At 53.1% G+C, this 14,963-nt stretch carries 13 protein-coding genes and 1 tRNA gene; 8 read left to right on the top strand and 6 right to left on the bottom strand.

Features of this window, described 5'->3' with window-relative positions; genetic code table 11:
• Positions 1-27: 27 nt before the first annotated feature.
• Complete coding sequence (locus V8247_RS02050) at positions 28-1,458, bottom strand: hypothetical protein (RefSeq protein ID WP_338738281.1); 1,431 nt, start codon at positions 1,456-1,458, stop codon at positions 28-30.
• A 146-nt stretch (positions 1,459-1,604) separates the two neighbouring features.
• On the bottom strand, positions 1,605-4,130 hold the full coding sequence (locus tag V8247_RS02045; RefSeq protein WP_338738279.1) for an ATP-dependent Clp protease ATP-binding subunit: 2,526 nt from the start codon (positions 4,128-4,130) through the stop codon (positions 1,605-1,607).
• A 219-nt stretch (positions 4,131-4,349) separates the two neighbouring features.
• On the opposite strand from V8247_RS02045, the gene nhaA reads away from it, so the two are divergent.
• From nhaA to rbr, 7 genes are all read left to right on the top strand, one after another.
• Complete coding sequence (nhaA, locus tag V8247_RS02040; RefSeq protein WP_375340877.1) at positions 4,350-5,699, top strand: Na+/H+ antiporter NhaA; 1,350 nt, start codon at positions 4,350-4,352, stop codon at positions 5,697-5,699.
• A 45-nt stretch (positions 5,700-5,744) separates the two neighbouring features.
• Positions 5,745-5,820 (top strand) — tRNA-Arg (locus tag V8247_RS02035).
• A 20-nt stretch (positions 5,821-5,840) separates the two neighbouring features.
• Entirely contained in the window at positions 5,841-5,984 is a 144-nt protein-coding gene (locus V8247_RS02030) for a hypothetical protein (RefSeq protein ID WP_338738275.1), read from the top strand.
• Positions 5,985-6,053: 69 nt separating this feature from the next.
• On the top strand, positions 6,054-6,827 hold the full coding sequence (locus tag V8247_RS02025; protein WP_338738273.1) for a nitroreductase family protein: 774 nt from the start codon (positions 6,054-6,056) through the stop codon (positions 6,825-6,827).
• Positions 6,828-6,927: 100 nt separating this feature from the next.
• Positions 6,928-8,199, top strand: a complete 1,272-nt coding sequence (locus tag V8247_RS02020) for a serpin family protein (RefSeq protein WP_338738271.1) — start codon at positions 6,928-6,930, stop codon at positions 8,197-8,199.
• 114 nt (positions 8,200-8,313) lie between these two features.
• Entirely contained in the window at positions 8,314-9,144 is an 831-nt protein-coding gene (locus V8247_RS02015) for a potassium channel family protein (protein ID WP_338738269.1), read from the top strand.
• A 60-nt stretch (positions 9,145-9,204) separates the two neighbouring features.
• Positions 9,205-9,783 (top strand): rubrerythrin, encoded by a 579-nt coding sequence (gene rbr, locus V8247_RS02010; protein WP_338738267.1) that lies wholly within the window; start codon positions 9,205-9,207, stop codon positions 9,781-9,783.
• 81 nt (positions 9,784-9,864) lie between these two features.
• On the opposite strand, the gene V8247_RS02005 is transcribed toward rbr, so the two are convergent.
• Positions 9,865-10,743, bottom strand: coding sequence for an AraC family transcriptional regulator (locus V8247_RS02005; RefSeq protein ID WP_338738265.1), 879 nt, complete (start codon positions 10,741-10,743; stop codon positions 9,865-9,867).
• A gap of 222 nt (positions 10,744-10,965) precedes the next feature.
• Between V8247_RS02005 and V8247_RS02000 the strand changes: the two genes are divergently transcribed.
• Positions 10,966-11,430 (top strand): hypothetical protein, encoded by a 465-nt coding sequence (locus tag V8247_RS02000; protein WP_338738263.1) that lies wholly within the window; start codon positions 10,966-10,968, stop codon positions 11,428-11,430.
• Positions 11,431-11,476: 46 nt separating this feature from the next.
• On the opposite strand, the gene V8247_RS01995 is transcribed toward V8247_RS02000, so the two are convergent.
• The 3 genes from V8247_RS01995 to cobM all read right to left on the bottom strand — a co-directional run bounded on the left by V8247_RS01995 (position 11,477) and on the right by cobM (position 14,963).
• Positions 11,477-12,046, bottom strand: coding sequence for a DUF4256 domain-containing protein (locus tag V8247_RS01995; protein ID WP_338738261.1), 570 nt, complete (start codon positions 12,044-12,046; stop codon positions 11,477-11,479).
• Between the two features lie 336 nt (positions 12,047-12,382).
• Complete coding sequence (gene cobJ, locus V8247_RS01990) at positions 12,383-14,221, bottom strand: precorrin-3B C(17)-methyltransferase (RefSeq protein ID WP_338738259.1); 1,839 nt, start codon at positions 14,219-14,221, stop codon at positions 12,383-12,385.
• Complete coding sequence (gene cobM, locus V8247_RS01985; RefSeq protein ID WP_338738257.1) at positions 14,208-14,963, bottom strand: precorrin-4 C(11)-methyltransferase; 756 nt, start codon at positions 14,961-14,963, stop codon at positions 14,208-14,210. The genes cobJ and cobM overlap by 14 nt, the downstream gene beginning before the upstream one ends.

The following is a 14,963-nucleotide window of genomic DNA, read 5'->3' as shown; positions in this document are numbered from 1 at the left end:
CTTCTTGTCGGCTTTTGTTTGACATGTTCAGTGACCTTTGAACCGATTGAGAATGTTCATGAAATTATGAACATCGCTTTGGTTATCGGGGTCGGGAACCGAGCCGTATTTATCATAGAATTCGTTCCAAGCCTGATGAGCGGCAGCGTCCTTCTGGTAAACCCCGGTCATATCAATTAGCCCCCGAGCATCTGGCTCTACCAGATCCCGTCCGATATTGGCAAATCCTGAGGTGTCTCTGCTGCCTCCCTGGGAGTTGGCCAGCGATGTTAAATTCATCAACCGGCGAATAATCCTGATGCCTTCCGTGGCGCCTTCCTCCCACTTTTCTCTATTGACTTGGCGAACCAGTTGGTCGGGACTATTGCCCGATAAGGCAGGGTTGAGTTTACCGCCGCTGCCCAAAGGCGCATTATCCCGTAGGACCTGTCCTCCGTGCGCATCAGCTTCATCCTGCGCTTCCCTTTCTTCAGGTGTTTGGGTTTGTCCCCACCGCGTAATACGTTGGACCATTTCCCAGAAACTCTCATCTTCTGGTGGCGGCGGGCCGAAGATTGCCGGGCGCACTGCCGGGGGCTTTACCTCCATTTGGCCGCCTTGGCGTACCAAATTAAATAGGGTTTCAAAAAAGCCATCATCCCCGCCCGCAATCAGTATCCCTTCGGCAGGGTCCTCCGGCGGCGGTATCGCGGCAATTTCAATCGGTGGCCGTAATTCCGGTGGCAGGTTATCACCCGACGCACCGGTGATATAGCTATCGCCGAAGGTCTCTTCGGCGGAAACAAAGTACGGGTCTGACCCTCCTGAAGCACTTGTTTCTGGGTATCTTTCAAAGCGATTTCCCAACAAAGCGGCCCCAACGGCCAGGGCCGCTGCCGCCAGACCAGCGGCCGCGGTGGTCCCGAGAGAGCCAAACCCCTGGGCCAACTCCGTGGCTGCCTCATCACCGGATATGTCATAACCATCGGTATGATGCCAGACGGCATGCTGAGCAGTACTGCCGAATTCCCCTGACCGGTTTATATTCTCCAATGTTTGAAGTAAACTGCCTGTGGCCATATCGCCAGGTGAAAAAATGTCTGAGCGCCTGGGTCCGGAATCATGTTGTTCTCCGCAGAAGGCGATGATGAGACTCTGGCTGGTGCCGGGCGGAACAGTGATAATTTCGGCTCCGGCGGTGTACATCGTTTGAGTTACGACATTCTGCGGGACCATGGCCAGTCCGATGGGGACTTTTATGTGGTAGGTGTTCCCGGTGGCGTTATTAAAGGTCGCTTGTAAAGACTGTCCGTAGTAGCCATTTCCTGAGCCATTAACTACGGCGTTAACTCCTGGTATCCCTCCCGACATGACATCCTGTATCGCAAAATCATAAGCGGCGGCGCTGAGCGACAGGGGGATAAGACCGAATATACAGGCAATAAGAACAACCAACGATTTGGGAATCAGGCGTTTCATCTGTCAATCCCAGTTGATTAGCTTGTTCAACTATATGCCCGCATTACAGGGATGTCAATACTTTATCCGGTATGATTGAACAAAGCCGCCGGGTGATTCACCCGGCGGCTTTTTAATTTAGGCTCAAAGTTGGCGGTACCCCAGCGCTACTCGCCTTCGTTGCCGCCGACCAGGGCGGGGTACTCTTCCGGAGCCTCCACCGCCGGCGGTGCATGTCGGATCGTGAAGGCCAGTTCTTCACCTTCGCCGGCGGCATCAACCACTACGGTATCGCCGGGGCCGTAATCGCCGCGGAGCAGGTCCTCGGAAAGTTTGTCCTCCATCAGGCTCTGGATGACGCGGCGCAACGGACGCGCGCCGTACACCTCATCATAACCCTTGCGGCCCAGGACGTCCTTGGCGGCTTCAGTGATTTCAATTCCGATATTCTTTTCTTTAAGCTGAGTGGTAACCGACATCAGTTGCAGGTCAACTATCTGCCTGATTTGGTCACGGGTCAGCGAATGGAAGACCACCGTGGAGTCAATACGGTTCAGGAACTCCGGTCGGAAGCTCTTCTTGACCTCGCTCAGCAGTTTATCCTTCATCTTTTCATAGTTGACCTCAACCGCTTTGGTCTCATCGCTGGTTGTGGAGAACCCGATGGCTCCGGAGCCTTTACGGATCAGGTCGGCTCCTATGTTGGAGGTCATGATGATGATGCTGTTGCGGAAATCCACCCGCCGGCCTTTGGCGTCAGTCAGGTGACCATCGTCAAATATCTGGAGCAGAATATTAAAAACGTCTGTATGGGCTTTCTCAATCTCGTCCAGCAGAATCAGACAGTACCCCTTGCGGCGCACCGCTTCGGTGAGTTGGCCGCCTTCATCGTAACCGACATAACCGGGAGGCGCTCCCACCAGGCGGGACACGGCGAATTTCTCCATGAATTCGCTCATATCAATGCGCACCATGCTGTCTTCTGAACCGAACATAAACTTGGCTAAGGCGCGGGCCAGTTCAGTCTTGCCGACGCCGGTGGGCCCTAAGAAGACAAAGTTGCCGATAGGCCGTCGCGGGTCTTTAAGACCGGCGCGGGCGCGCCTGACCGCTTTGGCAATGGTAACAATCGCTTCATCCTGGCCGATAATGCGTTCGTGCAGCACTTCTTCCATGTGCAGCAACCGTTCGGTTTCATCGCCGGTCAGTTGCAACAACGGTACCCCGGTCCACATGCTGACCACGTCGGCAATGTCTTCCTTGGTGACCCGGGGCTTTTCCTGGCCTTGTTCCTGCTGCCACTCTTCTTCCATCTTGCGCCGTTTTTCGGCGATCTGATATTCACGTTCCCGCAGTTCGGCGGCAAAGTCGTACTGCTGGGTAGCCAGTGCGGCTTCCTTGTCGCGGCGGTAGGAGTCCTCCGCCTTCTTCAGATCCTTGAGCGGCATGGGTTTGGTTCGGTGACGGATGCGCACCCTGGAGGACGCCTCATCAATAATGTCAATCGCCTTATCCGGCATGAAACGGTCGGAGATGTAGCGCGAGGCCATGTTGGCCGCCGCTTCCAGTGCGTCATCGGTGATGTCCAGCCGGTGATGCTCCTCATAGCGGCTTCGGATGCCGCGCAGAATTTCAATAGTATCTTCCAGCGATGGTTCTTCAACCAGCACCGGCTGGAAGCGCCGTTCCAGAGCTGCGTCCCGTTCCACATGCTTGCGATAGTCATCAAGTGTGGTAGCGCCGATAATCTGAATTTCACCGCGGGCCAGCGACGGCTTCATGATGTTGGCGGCATCTACCGCCCCCTCGGCCGCGCCGGCGCCGACCATGGTGTGAAATTCGTCAATAAAGACGACGATATTGCCGACGCTTCTTAACTCTTCAAGTATTTTCTTGAGCCGCTCTTCAAATTCACCCCTGTATTTCGTGCCGGCTACCAGGGAGGCGATGTCCATGGAAACCAGCCGTTTATTTTCCAGCGTCTCTGGGACGTCGGCGGCTATAATGCGATGGGCCAGGCCCTCCACGATGGCGGTTTTACCGACGCCGGGTTCACCGATCAGAGCCGGGTTATTCTTGGTGCGCCGGGACAGAATCTGGATGACCCGATCAATTTCCTTCTGTCGGCCAACCACCGGGTCCAACTTGCCGGCGCGGGCGGCGGCGGTAAGGTCCAGAGACACTGCGTCAAGGTTAGGCGTCTTACCCTGCGCCTTGCCGGCCTTGAGCGGCGCGCCGCGGTTGATAGCCCCCTGAGACAGTACTCGGGTAATTTCCGCCCGGGCCTTTTCAATGGTGATGCCGAAGCTGTCCAACACACCGGCGGCAACGCCTTCGCCTTCGCGCAATAGCCCCAGCAACAGATGCTCGGTGCCGATGTAGTTATGATTAAGGGTTCTGGCTTCGTCAATCGCCAGTTCAATAACCTTTTTAGCCCTTGAAGTCAGTCCGGTTTCGCCGCTGGACGGTTTTTCACCCCGACCGATAACGAATTCTACGGCGGAGCGCAACTTAGCCAGGTTAACGTCCATTCCGGTCAACACCCGGGCGGCGACGCCGTCCTCTTCCCTCACCATACCCAGCAGGATATGCTCGGTGCCGATGTAGTTGTGATTTAAGTTCTGCGCCTCTTCCTGGGCGTAGGTTAAAACGCGTCTGGCGCGTTCAGAAAATTTGTCAAACCGACTTGCCATAATAAAATCCCCTCCCTCGGGATACATAACCATTATAGGTCAAAAACGCTGAAGCGTAAAGGATACCAGCTACAAACCGCGAATAAAATCTACAGGAAAGCTTATTCAAGGCCGGTAAATCATCCGGATACAGTGCTGGTGCCGGGGCGTCCTATTGCCACCAACAAGGGTTAATTGCTAGAATTGTCCGTCAAATCAACTCTTGAGGATTTTAACCGCATGCGTTTGCAGTTCAATAATCTGAAAATAGTCAGCGCCGTTGAGCGTTTTTTGGGCCAGGAGTCCACCGGCGGGTTTTTATTGTTCGGTGCTGCGGTGTTGGCCATGATTATCGCCAATTCCCCGCTGTCTGCCCAGTATTTTGACTTTCTGCATATAGAAGCCGGCATTAATGTCGGTGATTTTCATTTGGAAATGTCGCTGGCTCACTGGATCAACGATGGCCTGATGGCACTGTTTTTCCTGCTCATCGGCCTGGAAATCAAGCGGGAACTTATGGTCGGTGAATTGTCCTCACCGGCTAAAGCCGCCTTCCCGGCCATAGGTGCCCTCGGCGGCATGCTGGTACCGGCGGGTATTTATCTGGCCATTAATATGGCCGATGGCGGCAAAGCGCACGGTTTTGGAATCCCCATGGCTACCGACATCGCTTTTGCGCTGGGGTTCCTGATGCTGCTGGGTAAGAGGGTGCCACTGGCACTCAAGGTCTTTCTGGTGTCACTCGCCGTCATTGATGACCTCGGTGCTATCCTGATTATCGCCGTAGCCTATTCCAGTAATCTGGACTGGGGTTCCCTTGGTATGGCGGGTGTGGTTGTCGCCGGTCTGATCATGCTTAATGCCGGTGGGGTTAAAAAACTAACACCGTATCTGGCTCTTGGCCTGATACTCTGGTTCTTTGTCTTTGAATCCGGCATTCACGCCACTATTGCCGGCGTACTGTTGGCGTTAACCATTCCGGTAAGGCAGAAGATTTCCAGCAAGGAGTTTGTGGATACCTGCAATCTGGAATTGGAAGCCTTCAGCGGCGCCGAGTCCCGGCGTAAAAACGTTCTGTTGAATTCGGAACAACAAGACGCCGTTGAAAAAATCGGTGCGGCATACGAACATGTTCAGAATCCTTTGCTTAGGCTGGAGCACGCGCTGCATCCTATAAGTGCCTTTTTCATCATGCCGGTTTTTGCCCTGGCCAACGCCGGCGTCGCCATCGGCGGTGATATTGAAATGGTCCAGCCGATTACTCTGGGCATTATGGCCGGTCTGCTGATCGGTAAGCCTGTGGGCATCATTGGACTGACCTGGCTTATCAGCAAAATCGGCTGGATTGCCAAGCCGGCCACCTGCCAATGGAATCATATCATCGGTGCCGGTTTGCTGGCCGGCGTGGGTTTTACCATGTCCATCTTCATCACCGGCCTGGCGTTTACTGACGTCGGCTCCATAGATTCCGCCAAACTGGCTATCGTCGGTACGTCCCTCGTAGCTGGTATTATTGGAGTGCTGTTTCTGCTCAAGCAGCCGGCTACAGATACCTGTACTTTGGAACCGGAGAAACCAACAAAGCATTAGGCGCCGGATTACACGGTACCTCAATATTGCTATAATCATCCCCAGGCCCCTGTAGCTCAGAGGATAGAGCAGCGGTTTCCTAAACCGCGTGTCGCGCGTTCGAGTCGCGCCAGGGGCACCAAAGATTCGGGAGGTTGTATCGTGCCGAGCCTTAAAGCCTTTTTTACCAACATGTCTGCGCCCATGCCCCTCCATAAGAAAATCTATCTGGTTTTCCGCAACAACGGCATTAAGCTGGTAAAACGCCAGAGTTGTTGCGGGCATCACGGCCAACCTGGTTGCTGAGAGGGTTCACATGACCACCCTCGTGAAGGGTGAGGTTCCTGTAACCTTAAAAACTGGAGTGGACAGTGCATGAATGAGACATTAAAAATCATTAATAATCGCCGCTCTGTAAGGGCTTATACTTCTCAGCCAGTTACCGATTCCGAAAAGGAGCTGATTTTGAATGCCGCTTTCAGATCTCCGACAGCCGGAGGACTGATGCTTTATTCAGTCATTGACATTGCTGACCAGGGCTTAAAGGACAAATTGGCAACTAGTTGTGATCATCAGCCTTTCATTGCCAAAGCGCCTTATGTATTGCTTTTCCTGGCTGATTATCAGCGATGGTTTGATTATTTTAACCTTTCCAATGTTGAACCGCGCGCAAAAGAGTTAAACCGCCCTTTTCGTCACCCTCAGTCCGGCGATCTTTTATTAGCTTGCTGCGATGCTTTAATAGCGGCCCAGACCGCGGTCATTGCCGCCGAATCCATAGGAATCGGTTCGTGTTATATCGGCGATATTCTGGAGAACTACGAGTATCATCGGGAACTGTTTAATCTACCCCCGTATACATTGCCGATTACTATGGTATGTTTTGGTCACCCGACCGAAAGCGCCTTGCGCCGTAAACTTACCCTCCGACTACCGCGTGAGGGGCTTGTGCATCAGGATAAATACCGCCGACTGGATGCTGATAAACTGAAAACGGTTTTTACGGATATGGAAACTCAATTTATTGCTGGTGTTCATGCTCCTGAAATAACGAACGCGGGGCAAGATGTCTTTTTTCGGAAGTTCACTGCAGATTTTGCGATTGAGATGAATCGATCGGTCAACAAGATGCTGGAAAATTGGCGTTGAGACGCTTTTACTGAAAGTCTTTCCTATCTCTACCACCCCTCCGGCGTTATAATTGTTGGTTGAGCGATCAATCCACTTTATAATCAGGTGAGGTGTTCGCATGAAAAAAGTATTGGTGCCGCTGCTTCTGTCAGCGCTGATTGTTGTGTCGGCCTGTACCCGTCCTAGCTACGGCCAGGAACTAAAGTCGGACCTGCCCCGGCAAACGCCGGATGTCCCGGCGGCGGAGATGACCGAACTGGTGTCGGGCAATACTGACTTCGCCCTGGCGTTGTACCAGTTACTAAAAGAAGAGGGCGGCAACTTTTTCTACTCCCCGTACAGCATTTCTGTCGCCCTGGCTATGACCTATGCCGGGGCGAACGGTGAAACGGAGCGGCAGATGGCCGATACGCTGCGTTTCACTCTGGGGCAGGCTAAGCTCCATCAGGCGTTGAATGCGCTGGACGCCGCCGTCAATTCCCGTGGTCAGGGGGCTAAAGGCAAGGATGATCAGCCCTTCTCCCTGAAGGTGGTTAATGCCATCTGGGGCCAGCAGGATTTTCAGTTTTTAAATTCGTATCTGGACCTGTTGGCGGCGAATTACGGTGCCGGGCTGCGTACGCTGGATTTTGCGGCTGACCCGGAAGGTGCCCGCAAAACCATCAACGACTGGGTAGCCCGGGAAACCGAAAAACGCATCCAGGATCTGCTGCCGCCGGGCAGCATCAAGGAAATTACCCGGCTGGTGCTGACCAACGCTATTTATTTTAATGGCGGCTGGCTAAAACCGTTTGAGGAGAATGCCACAACTGACGGGATTTTTAACCTGCTTAACGGCAATCCGGTGACGGTTTCCATGATGCACCAGAGTGAAACCTTGGGCTATGCCGCCGGTTCCGGCTATCAGGCGGTAGAGCTGCAGTATGACGGCGGTGAATTGTCCATGGTTATCATTCTACCTGAGGTTGGGGGTTTTGAATCCTTTGAGGATACTCTTGACGGGGTGATGCTGCAACACATCATCGGTGATCTGCGCAATGGGTTTGTCAATCTGTTCATGCCTAAATTTGAATTTGAGTCCTCATTCAGCCTGAAATCCGCGCTCTCAGCCATGGGTATGCCCGTTGCCTTTACCGACGCGGCGGATTTTTCCGGCATCACCGGCCAGCCGAACCTGCTGATCGCGGATGTGGTTCATAAGTCCTTTGTGGCGGTTGATGAAGCCGGCACCGAGGCCGCAGCGGCCACCGGCGTGATCATGGACCTGACCTCCGCCCCGGGTGGTGACCCTGTCACCATGACCATTGACCGGCCGTTTATTTTTCTCATTCAAGATATTGCCACTGGTGCCGTCTTATTCACCGGCCGGGTGATGAATCCGCTGGAATAACATCGGCTATCCGTAAACAGGGGGAGCGGTGAAATACCGCCCCCTTTTCAATTTGGCAAAATAGTCACCTTGGGTTAAGATGTCATTTATATTCTACTTGTACCGGGGTAATTCATGAGCGCCACTCTTAAACGCCTGCTGTTAGTAATCGGTATCCTTATCGGGATCGTTGCCGTCGGTACCGGCGGCTTCATGGCCGTGGAGAAACTGACGTTCTTTGATGCCTTCTACCTGACGGTCATGACTATCACCACTGTGGGTTATGGCGATATTGTGGCGGCGACGACCGGAGGCAAGGTTCTTTCAATGGTGGTTGTCATTACCGGTTTTACATTTTTTACCGCCGTAGTGGTTACCAGTGTTCAACTTTTTTTTGAAAAGCGGGAGGACACCCGCCGCGCTCAGCAGTTGAATACATTGACCACCCTGTTTTTCAGTGAAATCGGGGATAATCTCCTTAGAATGCTCCATCAGTGCGATGTTGACCACCATCGGTTGCAGGCGGCATTACCTGATCAATCTGAATGGACGGAAGATGATTTCGCGCCTCTGTCTCGGGCCTTGAAACTTCACCGCGTTAACATTGATCCGTTAGCTGCTGATGCCGAAGCCTTGCGTAAGTTATTGGCTTCGGGTCTGTTGTTCCGCTTGCTGGAGGCACCCCATGTATTTGAACACGACTTGTTTAATTCTTTGCTTCGTGCCATGTTCCACTTGCGGGGCGAGTTAGCCGCTCATCCTGACCTGATGGTTCTCAAGCAGGCTAAGCTTGATCATCTTGCCAGTGACTTCACCAAGATCTACCAGCCGCTGGTCAAACTCTGGCTGGAACACTTGAATTACCTGAGACGATTCTATCCCACCCTGTTCCATTCTCTGCTGGAATCCAATCCGTTCAAACCGGCAGTTTTCAAACCTGATGATGCCAATATCGCTGTTTTGTAACCGACAAAATTCCTGTTATCATGGACAAAACAAATAATAAATCAGATAGAGAGGTTGTTGATGGGAAAATCAATTAAGGGTACCAGGACTGAGGTTAATTTGCTGACCGCCTTTGCCGGCGAGTCTCAGGCACGTAATCGCTACACCTATTTTGCCGGCGCCGCCAAAAAAGAGGGCTTTGAACAAATAGCCCATATCTTTATTGAAACTGCGGAAAATGAGAAAGAGCATGCCAAGGTATTTTTCAAATACCTGGAAGGCGGTGATGTAGAAATTACCGCCACTTATCCAGCCGGTGTCATCGGCAGCACCCGTGAAAACCTGGAAGAAGCGGCCAACGGTGAAAAGATGGAATGGTCGGTGATATATGCCAATTTCGCCGCTGTAGCGGATGAAGAAGGCTTTGTTGATATCGCGACTTCTTTCCGCGAAATCGCTGAGGTGGAAGAGTTCCATGAGCGGCGTTATCGTTCTTTGGCTGCTAATATTGATAAGGGTGAAGTCTTCAAACGCCCGGCGACCGTAAAATGGCATTGCACCAACTGTGGTTACGTCCATGAAGGACCCGAAGCGCCGGAATGTTGCCCCGCTTGCAAACATCCGCAGTCCTATTATGAACTGCTGGCTGAGAACTGGTAATAATTTGCCCTCCCTGCGAAAGGCCCGCGCTGGATGGCGCGGGCCTTTCGTTATGCCCGGCCTGATAATCTTCAGGTCATTCTACTTTTTGTTCAGTTCTCTCACCGGCCGGCCTTCAATATAACCCCGGTACCCCTCCGGTGCCAATTGGAATCGGGGGGCGTCTTCATCCGCCCAGCGGAAGCCGTAGGTTTCCGGGTTGTAGCGCTTCATCACTGCCCACAGGTCCCCGATAGCCTGCTCAAATTTCTCGTCGTCGTACGGCTGCCCTTGGAACACCATCATTTTGCATGGCGGTAGTTCTACGATGTCAAACCCTTCAGGTACCTGTCCTGTATAATCCAGCGGTACCTCCACCCCCTGAGCGTATGCCGAAGTGTCTGCCGGGCGGAGGTTCTCCGGTAGCCACATACCCATGGGTTCGTATAGCGCATCCTTGATGCCGGAAAGGGTTTCCCAAACGTCACAGCCTACCTCTTCGCAATACTCAAAGTAATGAGTCGCTTTTTTGCCCCGTTTCAAAAGCAGTTTCCGCGCCGGGCGCTCTACTACCTGGACGAAAACCGTGTCCATATTCATGTCGTTGGTTGCCATTTCAGTGTCTCCTGTTTGTAGCGTAAGGTAATAGTCACGGGCGCCGGGCGGCATAAACATCTTGAGCGGCGGCTTGTTCCTGGCGTAATTAAGGGGACTCATGCCGAACTGACGGGAAAAAGCGCGGGTGAATCCTTCATGGGACTCAAAGACAAAATCCAGAGCCACGTCAATGATTCGCGCGCCGCCATTGCGTAGTCTGGCGGCTGCCCGGGACAGCCGCAAAGCCCGTATGTATTCAAACGGAGTTTTGCCGGTGAGTTCTTTGAATATTCTGGCCGAATGCCAGGGGGAATAGCCGGCCGCGACTGCCAGGTCGTGTAGTGAAATCGGTTCCTGGAGTTGCCGTTCAATGTGGTCCTGCATCCGCTGAACCGCTTTTACCTTTTCCCAGTGTTCCGTAACTTTACCTCCATCCGGCAGTATACCGCGGCAGCGGGATGGTTTCTTGACCGTGCTTGCTGTCTTTTACCGGCGATGGTCATTGGTCGGATTATTGTAGCACGGGCGACACCAGCATTCAGCCGGCACTGCATGTTCGGGATTCCTTATTATATGGTATATTAAATTCATAAAGGGGGAACGGTAATGCGGGATTTCAATGAAGCTGACAAAAAGAAGAAACAAAAAAGGATAAACGTACCGGCCAACCCCGGTAATCTCTCCCCTGAAGTCCTGGCCGAACTGGAAAATGTGGTCAAAGGCTCATTGAAAGACGGGTATTTGCCTTGTCCGGCGGCTTGGGTGCTGGCGGACGAAGCTAAAGTCCCCCGAATTGTGATCGGGAGTATCGCCGACGGCCTGGGAGTCCGGGTTGTCAAATGTCAATTAGGCTGTTTCGGAGTGGCCAAGACGCCTGGGAAGAAAACAGATTATGAAGCGCTTGAAAGCGGCGTGGTTGCCGCCATTGAAGGCTTGGAGGCTGACGATCAGCTTACCTGTGCTGCGGTATTTGACCTGGCTAAGACCCATAAGTTGAATCCCATGGTGATTGCTGATGAAATAAGCGCCATGGGATTAAAAGTTCACATTTGCCAGTTAGGCTGTTTCTAAGCCAACTGTTGGCTCCCTCTGGTCAAGAGAGGCTGTCCGAATTACGTTATACCTTCAGCCGACCGCTGAACCCTCTGGCGGCATAGTAGGATTCCGCACCGTTGTGGTAGATAAATACCGTGTCAAAGCGACGGTCGCCGAAGAGGGCACCCCCCAGTTTTCTAATTTCTGGTGGTGTTTGTATCCAGCTTGATGTTTTCGTATCAAATTCGCCGAGGCCCTGCAGTTCCCGATACTGGGCTTCCGTTAAAAGCTCAATACCCATGGCGGTTGCCAGGTCAACGGCACTGTTTTTCGGCTGATGTTCTTTCCGTGACTCCAGCGCTTCACGATCATAGGAGGCACTTCTGCGGTCTTTGGGGCTTTCCGGTGAGCAATCGTAAAAAATGTATTCACCGGTCTTGTCATCATAACCAACCACATCCGGTTCTCCGCCGGTTCTTTCCATTTCACTGAGTGACCACAGTTTCTCCGGGCTGGCTTCCAGCTTGCGCTGTATCTTGTCCCACTCAAGGCCTTTGTGGCGGCTGAAGTTTGTCTTGAAGCGGGCTTCCAGGGTTATCAGAAGCTCCTGGTGTTGTGCCGGGGATAATTCCTTTGTGTGATCTGTTGTCATGCTTCAATCATAGCCCAGTTTGAGGGGTGTGTAAAAAGGGGGCCGATAATAATTTTGGTAGAAAAGCCGAAGAAAAATGGAGCTGAGGGAACGATAGCTAGAACTTTTGAATGTGCTTTTGTCATCATGTGAATACCAGGATCCCCGACCTTGTGTAGGTATACCTACGTTCATGATCAAGGGTTTTCGTTTAGTTTGGTGTAGCCCGAATCTCCAATGTTACCTTAGTATATAACAAGGCGCAAATTCTAGATTTGAGTTCGGCGTGGTGGTCTGACGTGTATGGCGAACAGAGGCAATCGTGTTCGTGACAAAATCTGAATTCACCAAGACTGATCAGGTGCTATCCGAATCCCCAAGTTCATACTTCTGCTGATACCCACGGGAAGTTACCATTCGCCCTTCAATAATAGTGGTTTGTGAATTACCAACGATTACGATGCTGGTCATACCCACTTCCTGCCGGGTAAGACTTGCCAGGTCGGTAATGACCACGGTTTGATCCGGACGGTAAGCATCGCTGACGATGCCGACCGGGGTACCGCTGTCACGATGCCTTGAGAGAATTTGTACGGCCTTTTCGATCTGGTGCGGCCGTTTCCGACTCTTGGGATTATAGAAGCCGATGACGAAATCAGCTTCAGCGGCCAGCGCAATCCGCTTCTCTATCTTCGGCCAGTCGGTGAGATAATCGCTCAGACTGATGGTGCAAAAATCGGTCATAAGCGGTGCACCGAGGAGCGAGGCCGCAGCTGAAACCGCTGAAATACCTGGAATCACCACGATTTCCGGCGTCACTTCCATTTCCGCCGCCACCTCGAGTGCCAGGCCGGCCATACCATAAATGCCGGCGTCCCCGCTGGAGATGAGAGAGACTATTTTCCCGGCGCAGGCCAATTTGACTGCTTCGCGGGTTCGATCTACCTCTTTAGTCATACCGCTGGACATCAGAGTCTTCCCAGCCAATAGCGGCTGGATTAGATCGAGGTACATCTTGTAGCCGATGACGACATCGCTTTCATCAATGGCTTGCCGGGCGCGAAAGCTCATATCGGCGAAATCACCGGGTCCGATGCCGACTACCGACAGTTTTCCTCTTTTGACTGTACTGGCGACGATCTCAGCTACAGCCACCGTGACCTGACCGTCCACCGCGTGCTTTTCCACAAGGAGCGCCGTGTTGCCGCTTGCTGACAGGGCAGCGGCCTCAGCTACCGAAGGAGTCCCTGCGTGAGTGAGGGCGTGCGCCGACGGTGATGACGGCACCGGAACCCGCGCCAACTCATCGGAAGGAAAAAACTTAAGTGGGATATCGCCCATTTTAGCATACGTGATCAGTCCAAGCTCGTCACTTTTCAGATCAACGGAGGTTAGCATGGCTATTGACATTGTTGACAAGCCGTACTTCAAAAATACCCCGTTTATCGCTTTTTCGATCATGGAGGCGCTGGTGCCACGGTTACAACCGATGCCCACGGCCAAATTCTTGGGATGGAAGGTTGCCGTCGGAATATCGGAATCCAACTTCACTTCTCGATTGGTTATCACCATCCGGGCTGTGGCTTTCTCATATTTCAATTCCTCGATTGTTTTATACAATGTAACGTTTCCTGAAATCGTTTCTTGCCAATCTGTCTCTCCCGAATCCTGGTAAATTCCTACCGGGTCCCCGTTGATTAACGCCGCGGCCAATCCGGTAAAGTCGCTGCCTGGTTCGGTGCGCCAGTTATTACGCGCCGCCAGATTGTCAGGCGACAGGTTGTGCGAGACATCGCTTGCCGTGGTGATCACGGGATGCGACCCCAACACCGCCGCGACCTTCTGGGTTAGCGCATTAGCCCCCCCGAGGTGCCCGGATAGTAAGCTGATGACATTTTCGCCGCATTCGTCAATGACGATCACTGCTGGATCAGACTGCTTGCTTTTAAGGTGAGGCGCAATAGCCCTGACAGCAATACCGCTGGCCATGATGAGTGCCATTGACCCGCATTCCTTGAACAACCGTCCGATCAGTTCACCCACCGGTCCTTCATAGGGATGCTCGCCGGTCTGCGGGTTATCGAGAAACCGGGACGGAGCGTATAGTACGGACTGCGGTGAAAGTGACTTCAGCCGCCGCCCCAGCGCCGTGCCCTTTTTGGTGACAGCGACGATGCCGAGCTTAGCGGTAACCATGGGAGAACTCTTTATCGTATAACTTGGAAACCATGCCCCTATCTTTCGCGGCAAGTACATCGCCGACAATGATGAGCGCCTGGCGGGAAATCCCCGCCTTTGAGACATCGGACGCAAGATTGGCGATTGTTGTCCTGATCACCTTTTCCTCCGGCCAGCTGGCGCGGTAAACCACGGCCACCGGAGTCTCCGCATTGCGGCCGCCCTTTAACAGTTCGGCGGCGACCTCCGGCACCATACCGGAGCTGAGGAATATAGCCAGCGTGCCACCATTGCTGGCCAGGCGGTGCAATGCCTCATTTTCGGGTACGGGCGTACGACCAGCCAGACGGGTAATAACCACCGTCTGACTGACCTCTGGGATTGTCAGTTCTGTTCTTAGCGCCGCAGCGGAGGCAAAGAGGGAGCTCACGCCAGGGATCACAGTGTATCCGATGCCCCGCTTGTCCAGTTCAGCCATCTGTTCACCAATGGCGCCGTAGAGACTTGGCTCGCCGGTCTGTAGCCGGGCTACCAGCTTGCCATCGGCGACCGCTTTTTCGATGACAGCGGTAGTTTCTTCCAGGTTCATCGCGGCACTCTTGTGAATCTCGGCACCGGGTTGAGCAAATTTCAACACTTCTGGATTAACCAGCGAATCGGCATATATAACAACCTGCGCCTGACCAAGCGCCTTCATGCCCTTGACCGTTATGAGATCGGGATCGCCCGGGCCGGCCCCGATAAAATATACCTGGGTCAT

The sequence above is a fragment of the Dehalogenimonas sp. W genome (assembly GCF_037094495.1).
In the GTDB taxonomy this organism is placed as follows: Bacteria; Chloroflexota; Dehalococcoidia; order Dehalococcoidales; family Dehalococcoidaceae; genus Dehalogenimonas; species Dehalogenimonas loeffleri.
Note: the sequence above shows the minus strand (reverse complement) of the source record. Positions and strands in the feature narration are given on the sequence as shown.

Coding starts and splice junctions, on each gene's coding strand:
- V8247_RS02050 (WP_338738281.1), bottom strand. CDS start 1,458: ATGAAACGCCTGATTCCCAAATCGTTGGTTGTTCTTATTGCCTGTATA.
- V8247_RS02045 (WP_338738279.1), bottom strand. CDS start 4,130: ATGGCAAGTCGGTTTGACAAATTTTCTGAACGCGCCAGACGCGTTTTA.
- nhaA (WP_375340877.1), top strand. CDS start 4,350: ATGCGTTTGCAGTTCAATAATCTGAAAATAGTCAGCGCCGTTGAGCGT.
- V8247_RS02025 (WP_338738273.1), top strand. CDS start 6,054: ATGAATGAGACATTAAAAATCATTAATAATCGCCGCTCTGTAAGGGCT.
- V8247_RS02020 (WP_338738271.1), top strand. CDS start 6,928: ATGAAAAAAGTATTGGTGCCGCTGCTTCTGTCAGCGCTGATTGTTGTG.
- V8247_RS02015 (WP_338738269.1), top strand. CDS start 8,314: ATGAGCGCCACTCTTAAACGCCTGCTGTTAGTAATCGGTATCCTTATC.
- rbr (WP_338738267.1), top strand. CDS start 9,205: ATGGGAAAATCAATTAAGGGTACCAGGACTGAGGTTAATTTGCTGACC.
- V8247_RS02005 (WP_338738265.1), bottom strand. CDS start 10,743: ATGCAGGACCACATTGAACGGCAACTCCAGGAACCGATTTCACTACAC.
- V8247_RS02000 (WP_338738263.1), top strand. CDS start 10,966: ATGCGGGATTTCAATGAAGCTGACAAAAAGAAGAAACAAAAAAGGATA.
- V8247_RS01995 (WP_338738261.1), bottom strand. CDS start 12,046: ATGACAACAGATCACACAAAGGAATTATCCCCGGCACAACACCAGGAG.
- cobJ (WP_338738259.1), bottom strand. CDS start 14,221: ATGGTTACCGCTAAGCTCGGCATCGTCGCTGTCACCAAAAAGGGCACG.
- cobM (WP_338738257.1), bottom strand. CDS start 14,963: ATGACCCAGGTATATTTTATCGGGGCCGGCCCGGGCGATCCCGATCTC.